The organism is Blautia sp. MSJ-19, assembly GCF_018918125.1.
In the GTDB taxonomy this organism is placed as follows: domain Bacteria; phylum Bacillota; class Clostridia; order Lachnospirales; family Lachnospiraceae; genus Blautia_A.
Map to the genome: position 1 here is coordinate 65,439 of NZ_JAHLQA010000034.1, position 20,909 is coordinate 86,347.

General features: G+C 42.0%; 24 protein-coding genes. 21 read left to right on the forward strand and 3 right to left on the reverse strand.

What is annotated here, in order from left to right; genetic code table 11:
* The first annotated feature begins 33 nt into the window (after positions 1–33).
* From smc to queA, 12 genes are all read left to right on the forward strand, one after another.
* Entirely contained in the window at positions 34–3,594 is a 3,561-nt protein-coding gene (smc, locus tag KQI91_RS11225) for a chromosome segregation protein SMC (RefSeq protein ID WP_216392865.1), read from the forward strand.
* 15 nt (positions 3,595–3,609) lie between these two features.
* Positions 3,610–4,563 carry a signal recognition particle-docking protein FtsY gene (ftsY, locus tag KQI91_RS11230; protein ID WP_216392866.1) on the forward strand — a complete coding sequence of 318 codons (954 nt, stop codon included), beginning with the start codon at positions 3,610–3,612 and terminating at the stop codon, positions 4,561–4,563.
* Positions 4,564–4,581: 18 nt separating this feature from the next.
* Positions 4,582–5,793, forward strand: a complete 1,212-nt coding sequence (gene ilvA / locus KQI91_RS11235) for a threonine ammonia-lyase (RefSeq protein ID WP_216392867.1) — start codon at positions 4,582–4,584, stop codon at positions 5,791–5,793.
* Positions 5,794–5,841: 48 nt separating this feature from the next.
* A complete protein-coding gene (locus KQI91_RS11240) occupies positions 5,842–7,770 on the forward strand; it encodes a BMP family ABC transporter substrate-binding protein (RefSeq protein WP_216392868.1) in 1,929 nt (642 codons plus the stop codon).
* An 8-nt stretch (positions 7,771–7,778) separates the two neighbouring features.
* A complete protein-coding gene (locus KQI91_RS11245; protein ID WP_216392869.1) occupies positions 7,779–8,396 on the forward strand; it encodes a metallophosphoesterase family protein in 618 nt (205 codons plus the stop codon).
* Between the two features lie 93 nt (positions 8,397–8,489).
* Positions 8,490–8,813 (forward strand): YlxM family DNA-binding protein, encoded by a 324-nt coding sequence (gene ylxM / locus KQI91_RS11250; RefSeq protein WP_216392870.1) that lies wholly within the window; start codon positions 8,490–8,492, stop codon positions 8,811–8,813.
* 3 nt (positions 8,814–8,816) lie between these two features.
* Positions 8,817–10,163: a signal recognition particle protein gene (gene ffh, locus KQI91_RS11255; protein ID WP_216392871.1), complete on the forward strand. Its 1,347-nt coding sequence runs from the start codon at positions 8,817–8,819 to the stop codon at positions 10,161–10,163.
* Between the two features lie 45 nt (positions 10,164–10,208).
* Entirely contained in the window at positions 10,209–10,454 is a 246-nt protein-coding gene (gene rpsP / locus KQI91_RS11260; protein ID WP_005424344.1) for a 30S ribosomal protein S16, read from the forward strand.
* A gap of 93 nt (positions 10,455–10,547) precedes the next feature.
* Complete coding sequence (locus KQI91_RS11265) at positions 10,548–10,778, forward strand: KH domain-containing protein (RefSeq protein WP_005424345.1); 231 nt, start codon at positions 10,548–10,550, stop codon at positions 10,776–10,778.
* Between the two features lie 51 nt (positions 10,779–10,829).
* On the forward strand, positions 10,830–11,336 hold the full coding sequence (gene rimM, locus KQI91_RS11270) for a ribosome maturation factor RimM (RefSeq protein ID WP_216392872.1): 507 nt from the start codon (positions 10,830–10,832) through the stop codon (positions 11,334–11,336).
* Positions 11,337–12,101, forward strand: coding sequence for a tRNA (guanosine(37)-N1)-methyltransferase TrmD (trmD, locus tag KQI91_RS11275; protein WP_216392873.1), 765 nt, complete (start codon positions 11,337–11,339; stop codon positions 12,099–12,101).
* Positions 12,102–12,112: 11 nt separating this feature from the next.
* Positions 12,113–13,138, forward strand: a complete 1,026-nt coding sequence (queA, locus tag KQI91_RS11280) for a tRNA preQ1(34) S-adenosylmethionine ribosyltransferase-isomerase QueA (protein ID WP_216392874.1) — start codon at positions 12,113–12,115, stop codon at positions 13,136–13,138.
* 109 nt (positions 13,139–13,247) lie between these two features.
* Here queA and KQI91_RS11285 read toward each other — a convergent pair whose 3' ends face one another.
* From KQI91_RS11285 to KQI91_RS11295, 3 genes are all read right to left on the reverse strand, one after another.
* Positions 13,248–14,990 (reverse strand): recombinase family protein, encoded by a 1,743-nt coding sequence (locus tag KQI91_RS11285; protein WP_216392875.1) that lies wholly within the window; start codon positions 14,988–14,990, stop codon positions 13,248–13,250.
* Between the two features lie 59 nt (positions 14,991–15,049).
* On the reverse strand, positions 15,050–15,214 hold the full coding sequence (locus KQI91_RS11290) for a hypothetical protein (protein ID WP_216392876.1): 165 nt from the start codon (positions 15,212–15,214) through the stop codon (positions 15,050–15,052).
* Between the two features lie 61 nt (positions 15,215–15,275).
* Positions 15,276–15,629: a hypothetical protein gene (locus KQI91_RS11295; RefSeq protein ID WP_216392877.1), complete on the reverse strand. Its 354-nt coding sequence runs from the start codon at positions 15,627–15,629 to the stop codon at positions 15,276–15,278.
* A 172-nt stretch (positions 15,630–15,801) separates the two neighbouring features.
* Here KQI91_RS11295 and KQI91_RS11300 point away from each other — a divergent pair, with 172 nt between their 5' ends.
* The 9 genes from KQI91_RS11300 to KQI91_RS11340 are packed head-to-tail and all read left to right on the forward strand — an operon-like array spanning position 15,802 to position 20,909.
* The gene (locus tag KQI91_RS11300; RefSeq protein ID WP_216392878.1) at positions 15,802–16,011 is read left to right on the forward strand and encodes a helix-turn-helix domain-containing protein; all 210 of its coding nucleotides are present in this window, start codon (positions 15,802–15,804) and stop codon (positions 16,009–16,011) included.
* Between the two features lie 38 nt (positions 16,012–16,049).
* A complete protein-coding gene (locus KQI91_RS11305; protein ID WP_253288553.1) occupies positions 16,050–16,538 on the forward strand; it encodes a helix-turn-helix domain-containing protein in 489 nt (162 codons plus the stop codon).
* Between the two features lie 19 nt (positions 16,539–16,557).
* Positions 16,558–16,710, forward strand: a complete 153-nt coding sequence (locus tag KQI91_RS11310) for a hypothetical protein (RefSeq protein WP_216392880.1) — start codon at positions 16,558–16,560, stop codon at positions 16,708–16,710.
* Between the two features lie 16 nt (positions 16,711–16,726).
* On the forward strand, positions 16,727–17,290 hold the full coding sequence (locus KQI91_RS11315; protein ID WP_216392881.1) for a cell wall hydrolase: 564 nt from the start codon (positions 16,727–16,729) through the stop codon (positions 17,288–17,290).
* Positions 17,291–17,299: 9 nt separating this feature from the next.
* Complete coding sequence (locus KQI91_RS11320; RefSeq protein ID WP_216392882.1) at positions 17,300–17,509, forward strand: hypothetical protein; 210 nt, start codon at positions 17,300–17,302, stop codon at positions 17,507–17,509.
* Positions 17,488–17,706 carry a hypothetical protein gene (locus KQI91_RS11325; protein ID WP_216392883.1) on the forward strand — a complete coding sequence of 73 codons (219 nt, stop codon included), beginning with the start codon at positions 17,488–17,490 and terminating at the stop codon, positions 17,704–17,706. The genes KQI91_RS11320 and KQI91_RS11325 overlap by 22 nt, the downstream gene beginning before the upstream one ends.
* Before the next feature lie 20 nt (positions 17,707–17,726).
* Positions 17,727–18,611, forward strand: coding sequence for a hypothetical protein (locus KQI91_RS11330; RefSeq protein ID WP_216392884.1), 885 nt, complete (start codon positions 17,727–17,729; stop codon positions 18,609–18,611).
* Entirely contained in the window at positions 18,608–19,345 is a 738-nt protein-coding gene (locus KQI91_RS11335) for a PD-(D/E)XK nuclease-like domain-containing protein (protein WP_216392885.1), read from the forward strand. The genes KQI91_RS11330 and KQI91_RS11335 overlap by 4 nt, the downstream gene beginning before the upstream one ends.
* A gap of 4 nt (positions 19,346–19,349) precedes the next feature.
* Positions 19,350–20,909 (forward strand): ATP-binding protein, encoded by a 1,560-nt coding sequence (locus KQI91_RS11340; protein WP_253288555.1) that lies wholly within the window; start codon positions 19,350–19,352, stop codon positions 20,907–20,909.

Below are 20,909 nucleotides of genomic sequence, written 5' to 3' on the forward strand. Positions count from 1 at the left end.
GGCAGCAGGAAAAGAAAAACTGGCAGGTGAACTATGTATTTAAAGAATATTGAAGTGTATGGCTTCAAATCCTTTGCACAGAAAATCAATTTTGAATTTCACAATGGAATTACCGGGATTGTCGGCCCTAATGGAAGTGGAAAGAGTAACGTCGGCGATGCGGTTCGCTGGGTTCTTGGAGAACAGAGCGCCAAGCAGCTTCGAGGAGGCAACATGCAGGATGTTATTTTTTCCGGAACCGAAAGCAGAAAGCCTCTTAGTTTTGCTTCTGTATCGATTACGCTGGATAACAGCGATCATAAACTTCCGGTTGATTACAACGAAGTTACTGTTACAAGACGGCTGTATCGTTCGGGAGAGAGCGAATACCGTATTAATGGCAGTGCATGCCGTCTGAAGGACATTCAGGAAATGTTTTATGATACCGGTATCGGTAAGGAAGGCTATTCGATTATCGGCCAGGGACAGATTGATAAGATCCTGAGCGGAAAGCCGGAAGACAGACGAGAATTATTTGATGAAGCAGCAGGAATCGTCAAATTCAAGCGACGCAAGGCAACTACCTTAAAAAAACTGGATGAAGAACGGCAGAATCTGGTCCGTGTGACAGATATCCTGAGCGAACTTACCAAACAGCTCGGACCACTGGAACGGCAGTCCGAAACAGCGCGAATCTACCTTTCAAAAAGGGAAGAATTAAAAGAACTGGATGTTAATCTTTTTCTTCTGGAACATCAGCGCACAGGTGAACTTCTCAAAGAACTGGAAGGCAAACTGGGACAGGCGCAGAGAGAACTCACAGAAGCACAGGAAGCTTATGATCAGACAAAAGTAGAGTACGATCGTCTGGAGCAGGAGCTGGAAGAACTGAATCACAATCTGGATCGTGTTAAGGAAGAACAACAGCAAAATGCCCTCCAGAAACAGCAATATGAAGGGCAGATCAAGATTCTGGAAGAACAGATTTCTTCCGGAAGACAGAGCAGTGAACATTTTCAGTCTCGTCTGCATGTACTGAAGGAAGAACTGGAACGCCGATCGCAGGAAAGGGAACATCTTACAGAAGAACAGCAGGAACTGCAGAATAAACTGAGAGAAGTAAAAAAACAGTTAAAAAAAGAGACAGACGCAATGGAAAATATTGCGGCCAACGTAGAAGAGTGTACACAGGCTGTGGAAGACGGCAAAAATGAGATTATTGAGATTCTCAACAGCCGTGCGACAACAAAAGGTAAAGTCCAGCGTTTTGATGCCATGATGGAACAGCTGGATATCCGTAAAGCGGCTATCAGTCAGCGGATCCTTCGTCTGAAAAGTGAAGAAGAAGTGCTGGAAAAAGAACGTATCTCCGCTCAGAAACAGTACGATACAGTAACAGAACTGATTCAGTCTACTAATCAGGAATGTGTTCGTCTGAATGAAGAAATTCAGAAGCTGCAGGAAATTCTCAAAAAACAGAATTCTCAGATGGAAATCGGACAGACTGCATATCATCGCGAGGCTTCTCGTCTGGAATCACTCAGAAATATTACTGAACGTTACGATGGATATGGCAACAGTATCCGTCGAGTTATGGAACAAAAATCCAGAGAACCCGGTATCAAGGGCGTTGTTGCAGATATCATTCATGTACAGAAAGATTATGAAGTTGCTATCGAAACTGCTCTTGGGGGCAGTATTCAGAATATCGTTACAGATGATGAACAAACTGCCAAACGTATGATTGCGTTTCTGAAGAAAAACCGTTTTGGACGGGCAACATTTCTCCCATTATCCAATATCAGTGGAAGGGGTGGACTTAATCAGAAAGATGTACTTAAAGAAGAGGGCGTGGTCGGAACAGCAAATACACTTGTAGAAGCGGATCCGGAATACAGTGAACTGGTACAGTATCTTCTGGGACGAGTACTGGTCGTCGATCATATTGACCATGCAATCGCAATAGGCAAAAAATATCGTCATAGTTTACGTATGGTAACCATCGAAGGTGAATCCCTGAATCCTGGTGGTTCTATGACTGGAGGTGCATTCAAGAACAACAGCAATCTCCTTGGAAGACGACGTGAGATTGAAGAACTGGAACGCAGTGTCGGGCTTCTTAAAAAAGAACTGGAAGAGACTCAGAAACAGATTGGTGAAAACCGCAGCAAACGAAATGTTCTACGTGATACCATTGCCGAGTTTCAGCAGAAACTGCAACAGCAGTATGTGGAACAAAATACCGCCAAAATGAATCTTGCACAGTTTAAAGAAAAAGAGGACGAGATTCAGAAAAGCTATCGTCAGATTGAACGCGAACAGCAGGAACTGCGACAGCAGGCAGGAGAAATCCGGCAGGACCACAGCAATATTGCCAGGGAACTGGAAGATTCTCAAAAAGACGAAAAAGAACTGGAAATTTTTATTGAGACCAAACAAAAAGAACTGGAAGAATGGAAAGCAGAAGAGACTGCCAAAACACATGAACTGGAGCAGATTCGACTTGCTGAATCTTCTCTGGTACAGCAGGATCGTTTCCTTCAGGAAAATATAAGTCGTCTGTCTTCAGAAATTGATGTGTGCCAGACGGAATCCCGTGAGATTACAGACAGTCTTAATCAGAGCGCGGAGGAAATACATAAAAAGGAAGATGGCATTATAGAATTGCAGAAAGCTGCAGAATCATGTCTGACTCAGGAAACACAGCTTGAAGAACAGCGCGTGCACTGGCAGGAAGAAAAAGAAGAACGCAGTACAAAGCATAAATCATTTTTCGAAAAGAGGGATCATCTTTCTGAAAAAACTTCTCTTCTTGATAAAGAATGTTTCCGTCTGCGCAGTCAGGCAGAAAAAATCGAAGAGCAACGAGAGACACAGATCTCCTATATGTGGGAAGAATATGAGGTTACGCCAAATAATGCTCTGCAGTATCGCAGAGAAGAACTGAATGATCGTCAGGAAATACGTAAAAACGTTCTCCGTATCAAAGATGAGATCCGGAAACTTGGTTCTGTCAATGTCAATGCAATTGAAGACTATAAGGAACTTCTGGAACGTCATACTTTCCTGTCAGGACAGTATGAAGATCTTGTCAAGGCTGCCGAAACGCTGGAAGGAATCATACAGGAGCTGGATGAAGGGATGCGCCGGCAGTTTACAGAAAAATTTCGTGACATCCAGAGAGAATTTGATAAGGCATTCAAAGAGCTCTTTGGCGGTGGTAAGGGTACTTTGGAACTTGCCGAGGATGAAGATATCCTGGAAGCAGGAATCCGCATTATTTCACAGCCACCGGGCAAGAAACTGCAGAATATGATGCAGCTTTCCGGTGGAGAGAAGGCTTTGACAGCGATTGCGCTTCTTTTTGCAATCCAGAACCTTAAACCTTCTCCATTCTGTCTTCTGGATGAAATTGAAGCGGCACTGGATGATTCTAATGTCGGACGTTTTGCTTCCTATCTGCAGAAGTTGACGAAAAATACACAGTTTATTATAATAACGCATAGACGTGGCACTATGAATGCTGCGGATCGGTTATATGGTATCACTATGCAGGAAAAGGGTGTATCAACTCTTGTTTCTGTAGATCTGGTAGAAAACCAGTTGACCCAATAATAAGGAGGAACAGGTATGTCAGAAGAAAAAAAAGGTTTTTTTAAACGCCTGGTCAGTGGACTGACTAAAACAAGAGATAATATTGTAGCCGGATTTGATTCTATTTTCAGCGGCTATTCCAGTATCGATGAAGATTTTTATGAAGAACTTGAAGAAATCCTGATCATGGGAGATATTGGTATCAATGCGACCTCTTCGATCATTGAGCATCTGAAAGAACAGGTGGCCGAAAAACATATCAAAAATCCGCTGGAGTGCAAACAGCTTCTGATCGACAGTATCAAGGAGCAGATGCGTGTGGACAGTACGGAATATGAATTTGAAAACCGCAAATCCGTGATCCTTGTGATCGGTGTAAATGGTGTGGGAAAAACAACTTCCGTCGGAAAACTTGCCGGAAAATTAAAAGACCAGGGCAAGAAAGTTATTCTTGCGGCAGCAGATACATTTCGTGCGGCAGCAGGAGAGCAGCTTGCTCAGTGGGCAAATCGTGCCGGTGTTGATCTGATCGGCGGACAGGCTGGAGCAGATCCGGCATCTATCGTATACGATGCTGTAGCTGCAGCCAAGGCAAGAAATGCAGATGTACTGCTCTGCGACACTGCAGGTCGTCTGCATAACAAAAAGAATCTCATGGAAGAATTACGCAAGATCTATCGTATCCTGGAAAGAGAGTATCCAGAGGCGTATCTGGAAACACTGGTCGTTCTGGATGGTACTACCGGTCAGAATGCTCTGGCACAGGCAAAACAATTTGCAGAAGTTGCCAATGTAAACGGCATCATCCTGACAAAACTGGATGGAACTGCAAAAGGTGGAATTGCCGTTGCGATCCAGTCTGAACTGGATATTCCGGTAAAATATATCGGTGTGGGAGAAACTATTGATGATCTGCAGAAATTTGATGCCGATGCCTTTGTAAACGCACTGTTTGACATCGACGAAAAAGACTTGCATACAGAAGAATAAACAGGAGGAATACACAAAATGCTTACATTAGAGACCTTTGAACAGGCAGCAGAAATCGTAAAACAGGTAACCCAGGAAACAAAGCTGATCAAGAGCAGCTATTTTTCTGAACTGACTGGAAATAAAGTTTTCCTGAAACCAGAAAACATGCAGCGTACAGGAGCTTACAAAGTACGTGGAGCTTATTACAAGATCAGTACTCTTACAGAAGAGGAACGTGCGAAAGGTTTGATCGCAGCTTCTGCAGGAAACCATGCACAGGGCGTGGCATATGCAGCACACAAATTCGGAGCAAAAGCAGTTATCGTTATGCCGACAACCACGCCTCTGATCAAAGTAGAACGAACCAAGAGTTACGGAGCAGAGGTAATCCTGAAGGGTGACGTATACGATGAGGCATGTGCTTATGCACTGGAACTTGCTGAAAAAGAAGGATATACGTTTATCCATCCATTTGACGATCCGGCGGTTGCTACTGGTCAGGGTACGATTGCAATGGAGATTGTGCAGGAACTTCCTCTGGTAGATTATATCCTGGTTCCGATCGGAGGCGGTGGACTTGCAACTGGTGTATCTACACTTGCAAAGCTTCTGAATCCACATATTAAAGTAATCGGTGTGGAACCGTCCGGTGCGGCATGCATGAAAGCATCTCTTGAAAAAGGAGAAGTTGTGACTCTTCCACACGTAAATACAATTGCAGATGGTACTGCTGTGCAGACTCCGGGAGAACATATTTTTCCATATCTGCAGGAAAATCTGGACGATGTGATTACTATTGATGATGATGAACTGATCGTTGCTTTCCTTGATATGGTTGAAAACCATAAAATGATCGTAGAAAATTCCGGACTCCTGACTGTAGCTGCCCTTCGTCATCTCAACTTTACAGGCAAAAAAGTCGTATCTATCTTAAGTGGCGGTAATATGGACGTGATCACCATGTCTTCAGTTGTACAGCATGGACTGATCCAGAGAGACCGTATCTTTACGGTTTCTGTTCTGATTCCGGATAAACCGGGTGAACTGGTTCGCGTAGCTTCTATCATTGCAGAGAATCAGGGAAATGTCATTAAACTGGATCACAATCAGTTCGTAAGTACCAATCGTTATGCGGCAGTGGAACTTAAGGTGACTCTGGAAGCATACGGAACAGACCATAAGAAAAAAATTGTAAAAGCACTGGAAGATGCCGGATGCAGACCAAAAGTTATCCGCGCAAGCCTGTAACAAGATTCCTGAAATTCAGACTTCAGACCAAAATGAAGGAGGATGACCATGACGCCGTTTACGATGGAAGATTATCTCAAAGCCTATAAAGCCGGAAAAAAGGACTACCAGTCCAGGATGATGCGGGGAGAATTGCCTACACTGCAGGTCCTTGATGAGATTTTGCCGCCTAAAGGCTCCTATTCTGAGGTGCCTCTCGGTCTTGTGCAGATACCGATCGATCAGATCGTAGGTACTAAGAGCAGCGGAAGAAGCAGTTCTTTTGCCGGGAATTTTATGCCAATTCTTCGTGAAAATACAGAATTTGCATTCAAATGGGCTTCCTTAAGTCAGAGCCATATCGACGAAGGAATCCGTGATCCGATCAAAGCTTATGAGTATATGAATAAATTTTATATAGAAGAGGGAAACAAACGTGTCAGTGTTCTGAAATATTTTGATGCGGTTTCTGTACCTGGGTATGTGACCCGGATTCTTCCACAGCGCACAGACCAGAAAGAAAATAAAATTTATTATGAATACGTAGATTTTTATAATCTGTCGCAGATCAATTATATCTGGTTTTCAAGGCTTGGAAGTTTTGCCAGACTTCAGGCTGCTGTAGGCAAAGAACCGGAGGAGATCTGGAGTGACGAAGACAAACTGAATTTCAGTTCTGCATATTCTCGTTTCCAGGCAGAATATGAGGCGCTGGGTGGCAAAAAGCTGTCTATTACTACAGGAGATGCATTTCTTGCCTTTCTTTCTGTTTATGATTATGAGGATGTCTGCCAGAAAACAGTCAGTGAACTGAAACAGCTCGTAAACAAGAGCTGGGAGGAATTTAAGCTTCTGGAGCATGATCAGGAGATCGATCTGAAAATGGATCCGACTACAGAAAAGAAGTCTCTCCTTGACAGACTGCTTCCAATGAGTACACCAAAATTAAAGATTGCATTCCTGTATGCCAAAACACCGTCAACATCAGCGTGGACTTATGCACATGAACTGGGCAGACTTCATCTGGAACAGACCTTCCCCGAAGAAGTCACGACGGAATGTTACGAAAATCTCACACAGGATCTGGCAGAAAAAGCAATCGCAGATGCGATTCAAAAGGGGTGCAATATTATTTTTACCACAACACCGGAATTTGTACAGGCAAGCGTACAGGCGGCAATCGCCAATCCAAATGTACGGATTTTAAACTGTTCTCTGAACACATCTCACAGATATATCCGTACGTATTATGCACGTATGTATGAAGCAAAGTTTCTGATGGGAGCGATTGCCGGTGCCATGGCTGAGAACGGCCAGCTGGCTTATATTGCGGATTATCCGATTTTCGGAACGATTGCAAATATCAATGCTTTCGCATTGGGCGCCAAAATGGTCAACCCACGTGCACAGGTATATCTGGAATGGTCAACTTTAAAAGATGTAGATCTGGGAATTGCCATGGACAATGTTATCCAAAAAGGGGTAACTGTTGTTTCTGGAAGAGATATGGTGATTCCGGAGGATGCATCCCGTTATTTTGGACTTTATCATGTGGAAAACGGAGAACCTCGCAATCTTGCCATGCCATTGTGGCACTGGGGCAAATTTTACGAACAGCTGATCCGGACGATCATGGATGGAACCTGGAAATATGATGACAGCAAAGATGAGACAAAAGCCATTAATTACTGGTGGGGATTGTCGGCTGAAGTAATTGATGTAATCTATTCTCAGAACCTTCCGATCGGAACTCAGAAACTGCTTTCTATGTTGAAACGTGCGATTGCCAAGGGAGAGTACCATCCTTTTTCTGGTATCCTCTATTCACAAAAAGGAATGATCCAGTCTGATCCGGACAAGATTCTGTCGCCGGAAGAAATTATCACCATGGACTGGCTGGCAGATAATGTGATCGGCTCCATACCAAAACCAAAGGAACTTACAGAACAGGCAAAACCAGTGACTTTGCAGTCAGGTGTGGAAATACAGAAGGGATAAGCAGTTAAATGAAAATACTTGCCATAGCAGATGAGGAATCAAAGTATCTGTGGGATTATTTCGAAAAAAGTAAGCTGGAGGGAATTGATCTGATCATTTCATGTGGGGATCTGGATCCACGTTACCTTTCATTTCTGGCAACGTTTACTTCCGCACCGGTATTGTATGTACATGGAAATCATGATGACAAATATGAAAGAATCCCACCGGATGGCTGCATCTGCATTGACGACAAAATATATGTTCATGAAGGAGTCCGGATTCTGGGACTTGGTGGTTCCATGCGTTACAAACCGGGACAGTATCAGTATACCGAATGGGAGATGAAACGTCGGGTATTCAAACTCTTTCCCAAACTTTTGTGGCGGGGAGGATTTGATATCCTTGTAACACATGCTCCTGCATATCAGCTGAACGATGCACGGGATCTTCCTCATCAGGGATTTAAAGTATTTCGTACTCTGATTGAGAAATATCATCCCAAATTCTTTCTTCATGGACATGTCCATATGTCATATGGAAGACAGCATAAACGCTATGATAAATACGAAGATACACATGTGATCAATGCATTTGACCGATGTGTCTTTGAATTTGAAGCAGAAGATCCATCCAAAGGACTCTGATTCAGACATAATATAAAATCACAGAAAAACTTGTCAAGAAAAAGTACTTGACAGCAAGAAGTAAATCATGTATGATAGCCAAGGTGGTTACAAATGGAAAAATTCGTTGAACAGACATTGTTATATGATTTTTATGGGGAACTGCTTACAGAACGACAGCAGCAGGTATACGAAAGTGTGGTTCTGGAGGACTATTCCTTAAGCGAAGTGGCAGAAGATCTTGGTATCAGCCGCCAGGGCGTGCATGACATGATCAAACGCTGCAATCATACACTGGAGGATTATGAGTCCAGACTTCATCTGGTCGAAAAATTCATCTGTATCCGGAAACAGGTTCAGAAGATCAAAGATTTTGCAGACGGATATCATGCCAGTGAGATTACAGAAATTTCCAATGAAATATTAGAGGAGTTATAACGCATGGCATTTGAAAGCTTGACTGATAAATTACAGAATGTATTCAAAAAGCTGAGAGGCAAAGGTCGTCTGACAGAAGAAGATGTTAAAGTTGCTCTTAAAGAAGTCAAGATGGCACTTCTCGAAGCCGATGTTAACTTCCGGGTTGTTAAGCAGTTTACTAAGGCTGTACAGGAACGTGCAGTCGGCCAGGATGTCATGAATGGTTTGAATCCTGGACAGATGGTTATCAAGATCGTAAACGAAGAGCTTGTCAATCTGATGGGAAGTGAAACCACAGAGCTGCCGTTGAAACCAGGAAATGAGATCACCGTTCTGATGATGGCAGGTCTTCAGGGTGCAGGTAAGACAACAACGGTTGCCAAACTTGCAGGTAAGCTGAAATCCAAAGGCAAACGACCACTTCTGGTTGCCTGTGACGTATATCGTCCGGCTGCGATCACACAGCTTCAGGTCAACGGAGAAAAGCAGGGTGTCGAAGTTTTTTCCATGGGAGATAAACAGAGTCCTGTAGATATAGCAAAGGCGGCAATTGAACATGCCAGAGCCAATCAGCAGAATGTAGTCCTTCTGGATACTGCCGGTCGACTTCATGTTGACGAAGATATGATGCAGGAACTTGCAGATATCAAAGAAACTGTACATGTTGATTTTACACTTCTGACCGTTGATGCAATGACTGGTCAGGATGCGGTAAACGTTGCCAAGACTTTTGCAGAAAAAGTCGGTATAGACGGTGTGATCCTTACGAAAATGGATGGTGATACACGAGGCGGTGCTGCACTTTCAATCAAAGCAGTTACAGGAAAACCGATTTTATATGTCGGAATGGGTGAAAAGCTCTCAGATCTGGAACAGTTCTATCCGGAGCGTATGGCATCCCGTATCCTTGGTATGGGCGATGTCATGAGTCTGATCGAGAAAGCAGAAGCAGCGCTTGATCAGGATCAGGCGGCAGAGATGCAGAAAAAGCTCAAAAAAATGGATTTTGATTTCAATGATTATCTGACCAGTATGGAACAGATGAACAAAATGGGAGGCATTGGCAGTATTCTGAACATGCTCCCGGGGGTTGGAAACAAGGCCAAAGAGCTGGAAGACATGATCGATGAAAAAGCACTCGACAGAACGAAAGCAATCATTCTTTCTATGACTCCGAAGGAGAGAAGTAATCCGGGAATTCTGAATATTTCCCGCAAAAATCGAATCGCCAGAGGTGCAGGAGTAGATATTGCAGAGGTCAATCGTCTTGTTAAACAGTTTGAACAGAGCAAAAAGCTCATGAAACAGATGCCTGGAATGATGGGCGGAAAAATGGGAAAAAGAGGCGGCTTCAAGCTTCCTTTTTAAATAAAACAAATCACAAATAAACATATTATATGGAGGAAAACAAAAATGGCAGTTAAAATCAGATTAAGAAGAATGGGACAGAAGAAAGCACCTTTTTATAGAATCGTAGTTGCAGATTCCCGCAGCAAACGTGACGGAAAATGCATCGCTGAGATCGGAACATATGATCCGAACATCGAGCCAAGCGCTTACAAAGTAAATGAAGAAGAAGCTAAAAAATGGCTTGCTGCTGGTGCTCAGCCAACAGATGTTGTTGCTAGAATCTTCAAAGAAGCCGGAATCGAGAAATAAGAGATCCTTTACGAGACATACCGTCGTTTCCTACCCGGGGAACATGGATTGAAATTGTGAGGTCCTGTCAAAGACAGTACAGGGAGGTATGTAATGAAAGAATTAGTTGAAGTAATTGCAAAATCTCTTGTGGAGCATCCGGATGAGGTGGTTGTCACCGAAAACGAAAAAGAAGATGCAGTTATCATCGAACTGAAAGTGGGACCTTCCGACATGGGAAAGGTCATCGGAAGACAGGGACGAATTGCGAAGGCAATCCGTACTGTAGTTAAAGCGGCTTCTTCAAAGAGCAGCAAAAAAGTAATTGTAGATATTCTGCAATAATAAAGGAATGGAGCTGTGGAGACATAGCTCCTTTTTTAAAGGGAGTTTTTTATGGAAGATTTATTAAAAGTCGGCGTGATCACAACGACGCATGGTGTCCGTGGTGAAGTCAAAGTCTATCCTACAACAGATGAACCGGAGCGATTTCTTGACCTGGAGTATGTATTGCTGGATACAGGAAAAGAACTTCGCAGACTTGATATAAAAAATGTCCGTTTTTTCAAAAATCTCGTAATTCTGAAATTTGACGGAATTGATAATATAAATGATATTGAGAAATACAAAGGCCGTGATCTCTGGATTCCGCGCGAAGAGGCACAGGAACTGGATGAGGACGAATATTATATTGCAGATCTTCTTGGGATGAAAGTACTTCTGGAAGATGGCACAGAATTCGGAACATTAAAAAATGTCATGGAAACAGGTGCGAATGATGTCTATATCGTAGACTCTCTCGAGCATGGAGAAGTACTTCTGCCCGCGATTAAAGAATGTATTCTTGATGTGGATATCGAAGCAAACACAATGACTGTACATTTGATGAAGGGGCTTTTGTAAATGAATTTTCATGTACTAACACTGTTTCCGGAAATGATAGAGCAGGGTATGCATACCAGCATTATCGGACGTGCCATTGCCGGTGGCTATCTGTCTATTGATGCCATCAATATCCGTGACTTTGCATTTAACAAGCATCAAAAAGTAGACGATTATCCATACGGTGGCGGTGCCGGAATGCTGATGCAGGCAGAACCTGTTTATCTGGCGTATGCATCTATTGAGGAGAAACTGGGCTATCGTCCAAGAGTGGTCTATCTGACCCCGCAGGGAAAAGTTTTTAATCAGGAGATGGCAAAAGAGATGGCACAGGAAGAAAATCTTGTTTTTCTGTGCGGGCATTACGAAGGAATTGATGAACGTGTGCTGGACGAAATTGTTACAGACTATGTTTCTATTGGGGATTATGTTTTAACCGGAGGAGAGCTTCCTGCGATGGTCATGATGGATTCGATCTCTCGTATGGTTCCTGGAGTGCTGAGTAACCAGGAATCCGGGGAAACGGAATCTTTTGCAGGAAATCTTCTGGAATATCCGCAATACAGTCGTCCAGAAGAATGGCACGGAAAAAAAGTTCCATCTGTGCTTTTATCCGGACATCATGCAAATATTGAGGCCTGGCGACGCGAACAGTCCATTCTGCGTACTGCAAAAAGACGCCCGGATCTTTTGAAAAAGGCAGATCTGACTAACAAAGAATGGAGTCAGGTACGTCAGTGGAAAAAAGAATGGAAAGCCTCAGAAGCTGAGATTTCCCAAAAATAAAGGAGCAATTTATGAAAACATCAGATTTTTATTATGATCTGCCAAAAGAACTGATTGCTCAGGATCCATTGGAGGACAGAAGTTCTTCCAGACTGCTTCATCTTTCTATGGAGGACGGATCCTTTGAACACAGACATTTTACAGATATTCTGGACTATCTTCATGAGGGAGACTGTCTGGTGATCAATGATACAAGAGTCATACCGGCCCGTTTATATGGACACAAAGAAGAAACAGGTGCGGTAATAGAGATTCTTTTGCTTAAGAGAAGAGAAAATAATATCTGGGAATGCCTTGTCAAACCTGGCAAGAAGGCCCGTCCAGGAGCAAAGATCACTTTTGGCGATGGAATCCTCAAAGGAGAGATCATTGACATAGTAGACGAGGGAAACAGATTGATTCAGTTTCACTATGACGGGATTTTTGAGGAAATCCTGGATCAGCTTGGCGAAATGCCGCTTCCTCCGTACATTACACACAAGTTAAAAGATAAAAACCGTTATCAGACAGTTTATGCCAAGAATGACGGCTCTGCCGCAGCACCCACAGCCGGTCTGCATTTTACCAAAGAGCTGATGCGACAGGTGGAAGCAAAAGGTGTAAAGATCGCACATGTTACTCTGCATGTCGGACTGGGAACTTTTCGTCCTGTCAAGGTTGATGATGTAGAACAGCATCATATGCATTCTGAATTCTATATGGTAGAAGAAGATCAGGCAAAACTGATCAATGATACCAAACAGAATGGTGGAAGAGTAATTTCTGTCGGAACGACGAGTTGTCGTACCCTGGAGTCCGCTACGGATGAGAATGGAATCCTTCAGGCAGGAAGTGGATGGACAGAGATTTTTATTTATCCGGGATATAAGTTTAAGATGATTGACGGACTCATTACTAATTTTCATCTGCCTGAGTCAACCCTTCTTATGTTGGTATCTGCTCTGGCTGGAAAAGAACATATCATGGCAGCATACGAAGAGGCTGTAAAAGAACGTTACCGTTTCTTCTCTTTTGGAGATGCCATGCTGATCATTTAACATCAATTTCTAACATTTGTTGGGTGAAAGGAAAATACAGGAAATATAAGAATAACCAGGAGGTATGAACACTTCCTGGTTATTTTTGTGCCCGACATTTATGTCGGTGTCAATTTTCATAGATGAATTTGTGCGTAAGACCATTCTTAAAGACAATGGAGCTTACATGACCATCAGTGACATAAACGGAATCAAGAATTGTTTCCATGTATGTTCTGAGAATTTCAGAATCCACTGAGGTTGCAAGATTTTTGTAATAGATGTACTTTCGGTCTTTTAATTCCTTCTGTATCAGAAGATGACTAGCCTGCTTGATAAATTCTTCATCGGATAGTACAGAATCAGGTTCTTGGTTCATAAGGCCAAGTTGAGCATTGATACTTTTTAAGTAATCAGATATTTCATTTTTCTTAATGATATAATCTTTTTCAGACATTGATTCATCTGAATATAGGTATAAGCTCTGCAAACGTTGTAATGCACGTTCCTGTTTTTCTTTTTCCTTTCGGAGAGCTGCAATTTCAGGATTGACAGTCGCTTTTTTCTTGCGAGGTTTTTTTATTGCAAAAACATAGGAATTATCTGAACCATATCTGGACAGAAGATTAAAGAATTCATTTAGTCCGTTTTCATCAATGGAAGAAATATCAGAAAAGGTGGAACCTGTCAATAAACGTTTCTGCAATTCTTCCGGTGTATTGATCTTGGAAAATGTTTTCTTTGCATTAAGCATATTTAAAATATAATTTATGACAAATTCGCCAACAACCATATCGTTTACCGTAGCGTTATCACACTTATTACTTTTACGGTGTAGAGGACAACTGTAATTTGATGGACGATATCCGTCAGCGTGTTTCCTGCCAGGAGTGGAAACCATTTTATTTCCGCACTTACCACAATAGGCAATTCCCTGAAATATATGAATATTATCAGTAGTATGAGGTCTGCCGACGGGGTTATCAACATATGTAGAATTCGTTTTTAAAGAAGCTAACATTGCTGCATGTTCTTCCATGGTGAAGATGGCTGGATGGTGATTCGGAACCATTACCCAAGTTTCTTCTGGATTGAGAGTTCTGTTCTCAGTCCCTTTATATCGGTTATAGCGATAAATGCCAGCATAGAACGGACTGGATGCAATAATCCATACAGCAGTAGGTGTCCAGTCTACACCTGCCCTGGTTTTATAACCGTCTGCATTCAGAGCCCTTGCAGTATAGACGAGGGATTTATTGTCTAAATATAGGTCCTTTAGCTTGCGGCATACTACGGCCTCATCTTCTCTGATGGAGAACTGAGAAGTAGAGGAATCGTAGGAATATCCAAAAGGAACCCTACCTCCGTTCCACTGTCCATTGCTGGCTCTGGAGATCATTGTTGCAGTGACACGCTCCGAAGTTATCATTCTTTCAAGTTCAGCAAACACTAAAATGATTTTGAGTATAGCTTGACCGATGGCTGTAGAAGTATCAAATTGTTCGTTTTTGCTCACGAAGATTACCTGTAATAATTTAAGCTCTTCATACATTTTCGCAAAATCCAGAATATTTCTGGATATTCTATCGATTTTCCAAACAAGAATATGGGTGAATTCACCTTTCCTAATTTTTTCCATCATATATTGAAATGCTGGGCGAGCAGTATTTTTTCCAGAATATCCAGCATCTTCAAAAATCTCATAATTATCAGTACCAAGTATAAGCTGACAATATGCTATGAGATCTTTTCTTTGCATAGGGATAGAATCCCTGTCTGCTTGACGCACAGTAGACACTCGAATATATATAGCTACTTTGGTTGGGCGTTTAGATGCAGGTATAGCTCTAAAAGATGTTTTTCTTCTTGCCATGATATTATATTTCCTTTCAAGTGCATAAGGACAGCCCCTGTACGGGGCTGCCCTTTGATTTAAACGATATGTGGCACATATTTGTTGAGCACAGACCACACAATTTCCCTGTCCCTTTGATCTGCCAGCTGATAGCAGGCAAGGAGGCGTTGGAGTTCCAGGACAAAAGCATCTTTTTCTGGAATCAGTGGTGCTTGTGGCTGAATAGTGATCTTTTTATTCATAAGAAAACCTCCTGTTATTTGGTTTTGTTATTCCGATACCATTCAAAATAGTCAGGAGATATTATGCCCTCTTATCATCAGCGTATTTTTTTGGAGCAGCAACCATATGAGTACGCAGAAAATCCTTACAAAGTTGCTGGCGATCCTCTGGAATCTGAGATATGATGTCTCCCCATTCACTGCTCAACTCACAATTCTGAGTTTTGTTGGAATATGGAGCCTTACCTAATCCATAGACCAGCTCGTCTAAGCTGATCTGAAGATATTCTGCAATTTCCATGACAATATCCAAACGTGGAAATTTTCCTACTTTCCAACCGCCAGTATTGCCACTTGCCCTGCCTATCTCCGCTAAAACAGTGGTTATTGTGGTGCCTTCTCGCTCACAGGCAGCCTTAAAATTATCGTAGAACATAGTACCTCCTTCATAAAAACTCAATAAAATGAGCGAAAAGTATTGACCTGCTCATTTTTACGAGTTAATATAACAAATGTAAGATGATTTTAAAGTTCATTTTAAAGATAAAATCAATCTTCATTATAAAGAAAAATGCAACAAAAGTAAAGAAAAGAAAGGAGCAAAACATATGGCGGAAAAGTTGTCTCCTTGGTGCAAGAAAGCCAAGATTGCCATGATTCAGAAAGATATCGGAGTTTCTGATATGGCAGAGAAGCTCGGCAACAATCGCTCATACATTTCGTCAGTTTTAAATGGTCGTGTGGTGTCACCTCCTATCAGAAAAAGAATAAGTGATTATTTGAATATTACTGATGATGATTCTTGCTCGGATGATTGAGCATGAACTCATTATAAAAGATGAGGGGTGAAAACAGAATGGAGTTTGATTGTACGAAAGAGGGTAAGAACATTTATTTTGCCTGTAGAGAAAAAGCAGCAAAATACAATGATCTTCTAAACAGTAGAGAAAGAGCTGCTGAGTTGTTAGGAATCTCAACCTCAACTCTGGCAAATCATGAGTTGGGAGTAACCAAAAATGTACCACCAGATACAGTGGTGATGATGTCTGATCTGTACCGGACACCAGAGCTGCGGAGCTATTATTGCAAGTGCGAATGTCCGATAGGACGGAACCTGCCTCTGGCAACACAGGTGAGTGGTTTACAGGGTATCACTGTAAAAATTCTGAACAGTTTGGATGAAGATGCGGTACGAACCATGAAAAAGCAACTGTTAAGTATTGCGGAAGATGGAGAAATTACAGCAGATGAGCAGGAAGAATTTGACGGAATAGTGAAAAAGTTAGAAGTTTTGGCAACAGCAATTTCGGAACTGCGAATGCTGGCCGAGAAATTTCAGAAGTAGATGAAAGAGGCTGATACGAATGGAACTGAAAGAAAAGCTGAGACAGATTTTGAAGGAACGATACGGAATGGAGAACGATGCAGAGATTATAAAAGAGGCAGGAGCCTTGCAGGGTATTGATCTTGGCATATTTGTAAATCCGTATGAGAAAGATGAGGTAAAAAGTGCGTAGGAGTACACGAAGAAAATTGAAAGTATATGCGGTAGATGCGGCAATGATACTTTTGGCAGCTCAGGTAACAGTCGTATTAAAGGCCGACAATAAAGCGGAAGCATCTACATACACAGCAATACAGACTGTTCAGGATGAATATACAGAAACTGTATCTGATACAGAAGTGTCAGAAAATGATACAGAGGATATTTTTATATCAGAAAGTGTACAGAGCTGGAACAATAAAGATTCTGATATCCTTTTGAGAATTGCGATGGCAGAAGCAGAGGGAGAAGGAACCGAAGGAAAAGCTCTTGTAATGAAAGTAGTTTTGAACCGAGTTGCGAGCAGAGAATTTCCAAATAGCGTAGAGGACGTTGTATTTCAGTCGGGACAATTTGAACCGGTCTTAGATGATGGAAGATATTGGAATGTTGAACCGGATGCAGAATGCTACAAGGCTTTGTATATGGTCCAGTGTGAAAACTGGGATGATACAGAGGGGGCGTTATATTTCAGCAGAACTGGTAGCTCGCCTTGGATGGAGAACAACACAGAATATCTTTTCACTATGGGGAATCATTCTTTTTACAGATAGGAGGCAAGAATGCTGGAACGATGGATTGTGAAACATTGGATTGCATTAAGCGTGGGCTGCTTGTTAATGGCAGCAGCAGTGCGGATAACATATGCTCAGCGCGGATATGCAGCAATCGGCGGTGAATGGGCAATCATTCCGATTGTGTTCCTGATCGAATGGTTTATTAAAACCAGACGCAGGGAGGCACGAAGAAAATGCAGGAATACGAGAGCATAAAACAGCAATTAGAGAAAGACGGTTGCAAAATATCAAATGCAGAGTTTTCCTGTTTGGCGGAATATGCCAAAAGGAAAGCAAAGATTGCAGGAAAAGATGAAAGCTACATTCCAATATTACTTCCGGATATGGTAAAAGAATACTTTTTCCGAATGGGAGTGAATTTGGAAACCATGTCAAAAATGATGAAGAAATAATAACAAGGAGGCATAACACAATGAATGAAGTTCAGGTTAATTCACAGGGAAATGTCCAGTCGGTAGATTTTACCAGTCAGGAGCCGATGCAGCAGCAGAGATCGTCTCAAACAGAAATGATGGTAACCAGACAGGCACAGGAGGTACAGGTCGCAATGCTGGCAGCAAAGAGATTTCCACGTGATCAGGTTGTAGCATATAACAATATCTTGAGAGCGTGCCAGAGAAGAAAGCTGGCAGAGAATTCCATGTATGAGTTTCCAAGAGGAAACGAAAAGATTACTGGTCCATCCATTAGACTCGCAGAAGCCATTGCTCAGAATTGGGGCAACATTGATTTTGGTTTTATGGAGCTGGAACAGAGAAATGGAGCCAGTCAGGTTATGGCGTATGCGTGGGATCTTGAAACCAATTCCAGACAGACAAAATTATTCAGTGTACCACATATCAGACATACCAGAAAGGGCGATTATCCGCTTACAGACCCAAGAGATATTTACGAAGCAGTAGCGAACCAGGCAGCACGAAGGGTAAGGGCTTGCATTCTTGGAATTATCCCAAGTGATGTTGTAGAAGCAGCAGTGGATAGATGCAACAAAACATTGAGAGAAGGATATGAGGAGCCTTTAGTGGATCGTGTCAGAAAGATGGCAGAAGTATTTGAAAAGGAATTTTCCGTAAATATCTCAATGATTGAAAAATATCTGGGGTGTAAGAGCGATACTTTCTCAGAAAATGATTTTGTAAGATTGAAAAAGGTTTATCGTGCCTTACGCGATGGAATGGCAAAGAGAGAAGACTACTTCGAGATTGGATTACCGGTAACTGATAACAGTGAGATCAGCGATCCATTCAGTGGAGGAGAAAAGAAACAGGAGGCCAGCAAAGAGGGTGACAAGAAATGATTTTGAATAATGAAAATTATTACAGCCCAGAGGCAAATCAGGAATACATGAGCGTATCACAGTACAAAGCATTTATGAATTGTGAGGCAGCGGCTATGGCCAGTATCACCGGAAAATATGAAAGGCCAACAACCAGGGCGTTATTGGTAGGCTCATTTGTAGACAGATACTTTGAAGGCACACTTGATGAGTTCTTGAAAGAGAATCCAGCCCTTTACACAAGAAAACATGAACTGAGAGCAGAGTTCAAACGAGCAAACCAGATCATCGAAGCTGTGAAAACGGATCCGAAATTCATGGATGCCATGAGTGGAGAAAAACAGCGGATTTTCACCTTTGAATTATTCGGCGTGAAGTGGAAAGCAAAGCTGGACAGCTATAATCCAGGAAAAGCAATCACAGACTTAAAGGTTGTGGCGAAAATGGACAAGTTGCCTATGTGGAGATATGACATTCAGGGTGCTGTTTATCAGAAAGGTGTGGAAATTGTCACAGGTGAAAAATTACCGTTTTATCTTGCTGTAGTAACAAAAGAGAGGGTAATGGATAGAGACATCTGGCAGATACCGCAGTCTACCCTTGATATGGCATTGCGACAGGTCGAGGAAAACATTGGAAGATATGCAGATATTAAAGCTGGTTTGTTGGAGCCTGTTCATTGCGGTAGATGTGATTATTGCAAGAGCATAAAGCAGGCTGCTGTAAGAAATTACAATGAATTGTTGGAGGTATAAGGGCATGAAACTTGTAAAAATTTTAAGTGATAAAGTTCAAATCAGGTCCGACTACAAAGAATTTGACGATGTACGAATCAATGATCTGATTGCTGTATCGGATGGAGATGTGGAACTGGTTACTATGGTAAATACATTGACTGATATTGATACAGAGGATGAGGAGGAAATCGGAGAAAACGATTATATTTTAGAACATAGCAGTGCAAAGATGCTGGAATGCTCCATTATCGGAACCGTAAAAGACGGAACATTCCAGAAGGCAATAGACAAATATCCAACCATGAAAGTAAGTGCACATCGAATCTCCAAAGAAGAATTTGCTTCTATGCTGAGTGGGTATACAGAGGGATTTTGCATCGGAGAATATACAGCATATGAGTTCCCAGCATTTGTTGATGGAAACAAATTCTTCCAGAGGCACGCTTGTATTGTTGGAAATACCGGTGCAGGAAAGTCCGAGACAGTGGCAAAAATTTTGGAGCAGACAAGCAAATTACCTGGGGCAAATGTGATCGTATTTGACATTCATGGTGAATATAAAGAACTGTCGTATGCTAGAAATATTCAGATCGGTGGAGACAGACCATTCCCTATATGGATGTTTGGCTTTGCAGATATGATCTCCAATATCTTAAAAATCAAAGAGGAATCGGCAACCGTAGCAATGACAGCTCTCCGGAAGTGCTACTACAATGTATGCCCGAAAGGGAAAGAAAACAGACCGGTATATTTCAACTATGTAGAGTTTGTTAAATTGATGAAATTTCTTGATGAGGAAATGGTCGGAACCGGAGAGGTTTATAAATCGGGAGCACAGGCTGGAAAAGAGAAAATTGTAAAAGGCGATTACAATGGAAAGCTCACCAACATTGTAAATCTTCTTGTTGATAAGGCAAGAGACAGCAAATATCAGTTCTTATTTGAGGATATGCCGCAGCAATATTTATATGATTTTATGAAAGATGTGCTGAACAATGATGTTCCGATAAAGAACATTGATCTGTCAGAGGTACCGCACGATGTTGCTATTCCGATTATTGGAGTAATTACGAAATTGGTATACGAGATTCAGAGAACATACAAGAGCAAAGACGTAAATCCGGTCACCTTGGTATGCGATGAGGCTCATGTGTATATTCCAAATGACTTCTCATTATCTGCCTCTCAGCGGCGTATGGTAGAGATATTCGAGAATATTGCAAAGGAAGGTAGAAAGTTCGGGGTGACATTATTTCCTGCAAGCCAGAGGCCATCAGAGCTTAACAAGACAATCATGGCTCAGTGCGCGAACTTCATTGTTGGAAAAATGAATAACGAAAATGATAAGGCTATGATTAAAGGAATGATGCCAGAAGGAAGCGAAAGCGTGATTGATGAAACGTCAATGTTTTCGCCAGGTGATGTATTTGTAATCGGAGATGCAGTGCCGATCCCATTGAAAATTCATGTTGCGCTTGCAGAAGAAAGACCACAGTCCAGAACGATTGCTTTTTGGGACAGATGGAAAAATACAGGAACGATTGATGTTACCGATGCAACCACAAAATATATTACCGGATGA

Excerpts from the sequence above, each read along its gene's own strand:
- smc (WP_216392865.1), top strand. The coding sequence starts at position 34 with ATGTATTTAAAGAATATTGAAGTGTATGGCTTCAAATCCTTTGCACAG.
- ftsY (WP_216392866.1), top strand. The coding sequence starts at position 3,610 with ATGTCAGAAGAAAAAAAAGGTTTTTTTAAACGCCTGGTCAGTGGACTG.
- ilvA (WP_216392867.1), top strand. The coding sequence starts at position 4,582 with ATGCTTACATTAGAGACCTTTGAACAGGCAGCAGAAATCGTAAAACAG.
- KQI91_RS11240 (WP_216392868.1), top strand. The coding sequence starts at position 5,842 with ATGACGCCGTTTACGATGGAAGATTATCTCAAAGCCTATAAAGCCGGA.
- KQI91_RS11245 (WP_216392869.1), top strand. The coding sequence starts at position 7,779 with ATGAAAATACTTGCCATAGCAGATGAGGAATCAAAGTATCTGTGGGAT.
- ylxM (WP_216392870.1), top strand. The coding sequence starts at position 8,490 with ATGGAAAAATTCGTTGAACAGACATTGTTATATGATTTTTATGGGGAA.
- ffh (WP_216392871.1), top strand. The coding sequence starts at position 8,817 with ATGGCATTTGAAAGCTTGACTGATAAATTACAGAATGTATTCAAAAAG.
- rpsP (WP_005424344.1), top strand. The coding sequence starts at position 10,209 with ATGGCAGTTAAAATCAGATTAAGAAGAATGGGACAGAAGAAAGCACCT.
- KQI91_RS11265 (WP_005424345.1), top strand. The coding sequence starts at position 10,548 with ATGAAAGAATTAGTTGAAGTAATTGCAAAATCTCTTGTGGAGCATCCG.
- rimM (WP_216392872.1), top strand. The coding sequence starts at position 10,830 with ATGGAAGATTTATTAAAAGTCGGCGTGATCACAACGACGCATGGTGTC.
- trmD (WP_216392873.1), top strand. The coding sequence starts at position 11,337 with ATGAATTTTCATGTACTAACACTGTTTCCGGAAATGATAGAGCAGGGT.
- queA (WP_216392874.1), top strand. The coding sequence starts at position 12,113 with ATGAAAACATCAGATTTTTATTATGATCTGCCAAAAGAACTGATTGCT.
- KQI91_RS11285 (WP_216392875.1), bottom strand. The coding sequence starts at position 14,990 with ATGGCAAGAAGAAAAACATCTTTTAGAGCTATACCTGCATCTAAACGC.
- KQI91_RS11290 (WP_216392876.1), bottom strand. The coding sequence starts at position 15,214 with ATGAATAAAAAGATCACTATTCAGCCACAAGCACCACTGATTCCAGAA.
- KQI91_RS11295 (WP_216392877.1), bottom strand. The coding sequence starts at position 15,629 with ATGTTCTACGATAATTTTAAGGCTGCCTGTGAGCGAGAAGGCACCACA.
- KQI91_RS11300 (WP_216392878.1), top strand. The coding sequence starts at position 15,802 with ATGGCGGAAAAGTTGTCTCCTTGGTGCAAGAAAGCCAAGATTGCCATG.
- KQI91_RS11305 (WP_253288553.1), top strand. The coding sequence starts at position 16,050 with ATGGAGTTTGATTGTACGAAAGAGGGTAAGAACATTTATTTTGCCTGT.
- KQI91_RS11310 (WP_216392880.1), top strand. The coding sequence starts at position 16,558 with ATGGAACTGAAAGAAAAGCTGAGACAGATTTTGAAGGAACGATACGGA.
- KQI91_RS11320 (WP_216392882.1), top strand. The coding sequence starts at position 17,300 with ATGCTGGAACGATGGATTGTGAAACATTGGATTGCATTAAGCGTGGGC.
- KQI91_RS11325 (WP_216392883.1), top strand. The coding sequence starts at position 17,488 with ATGCAGGAATACGAGAGCATAAAACAGCAATTAGAGAAAGACGGTTGC.
- KQI91_RS11330 (WP_216392884.1), top strand. The coding sequence starts at position 17,727 with ATGAATGAAGTTCAGGTTAATTCACAGGGAAATGTCCAGTCGGTAGAT.
- KQI91_RS11335 (WP_216392885.1), top strand. The coding sequence starts at position 18,608 with ATGATTTTGAATAATGAAAATTATTACAGCCCAGAGGCAAATCAGGAA.
- KQI91_RS11340 (WP_253288555.1), top strand. The coding sequence starts at position 19,350 with ATGAAACTTGTAAAAATTTTAAGTGATAAAGTTCAAATCAGGTCCGAC.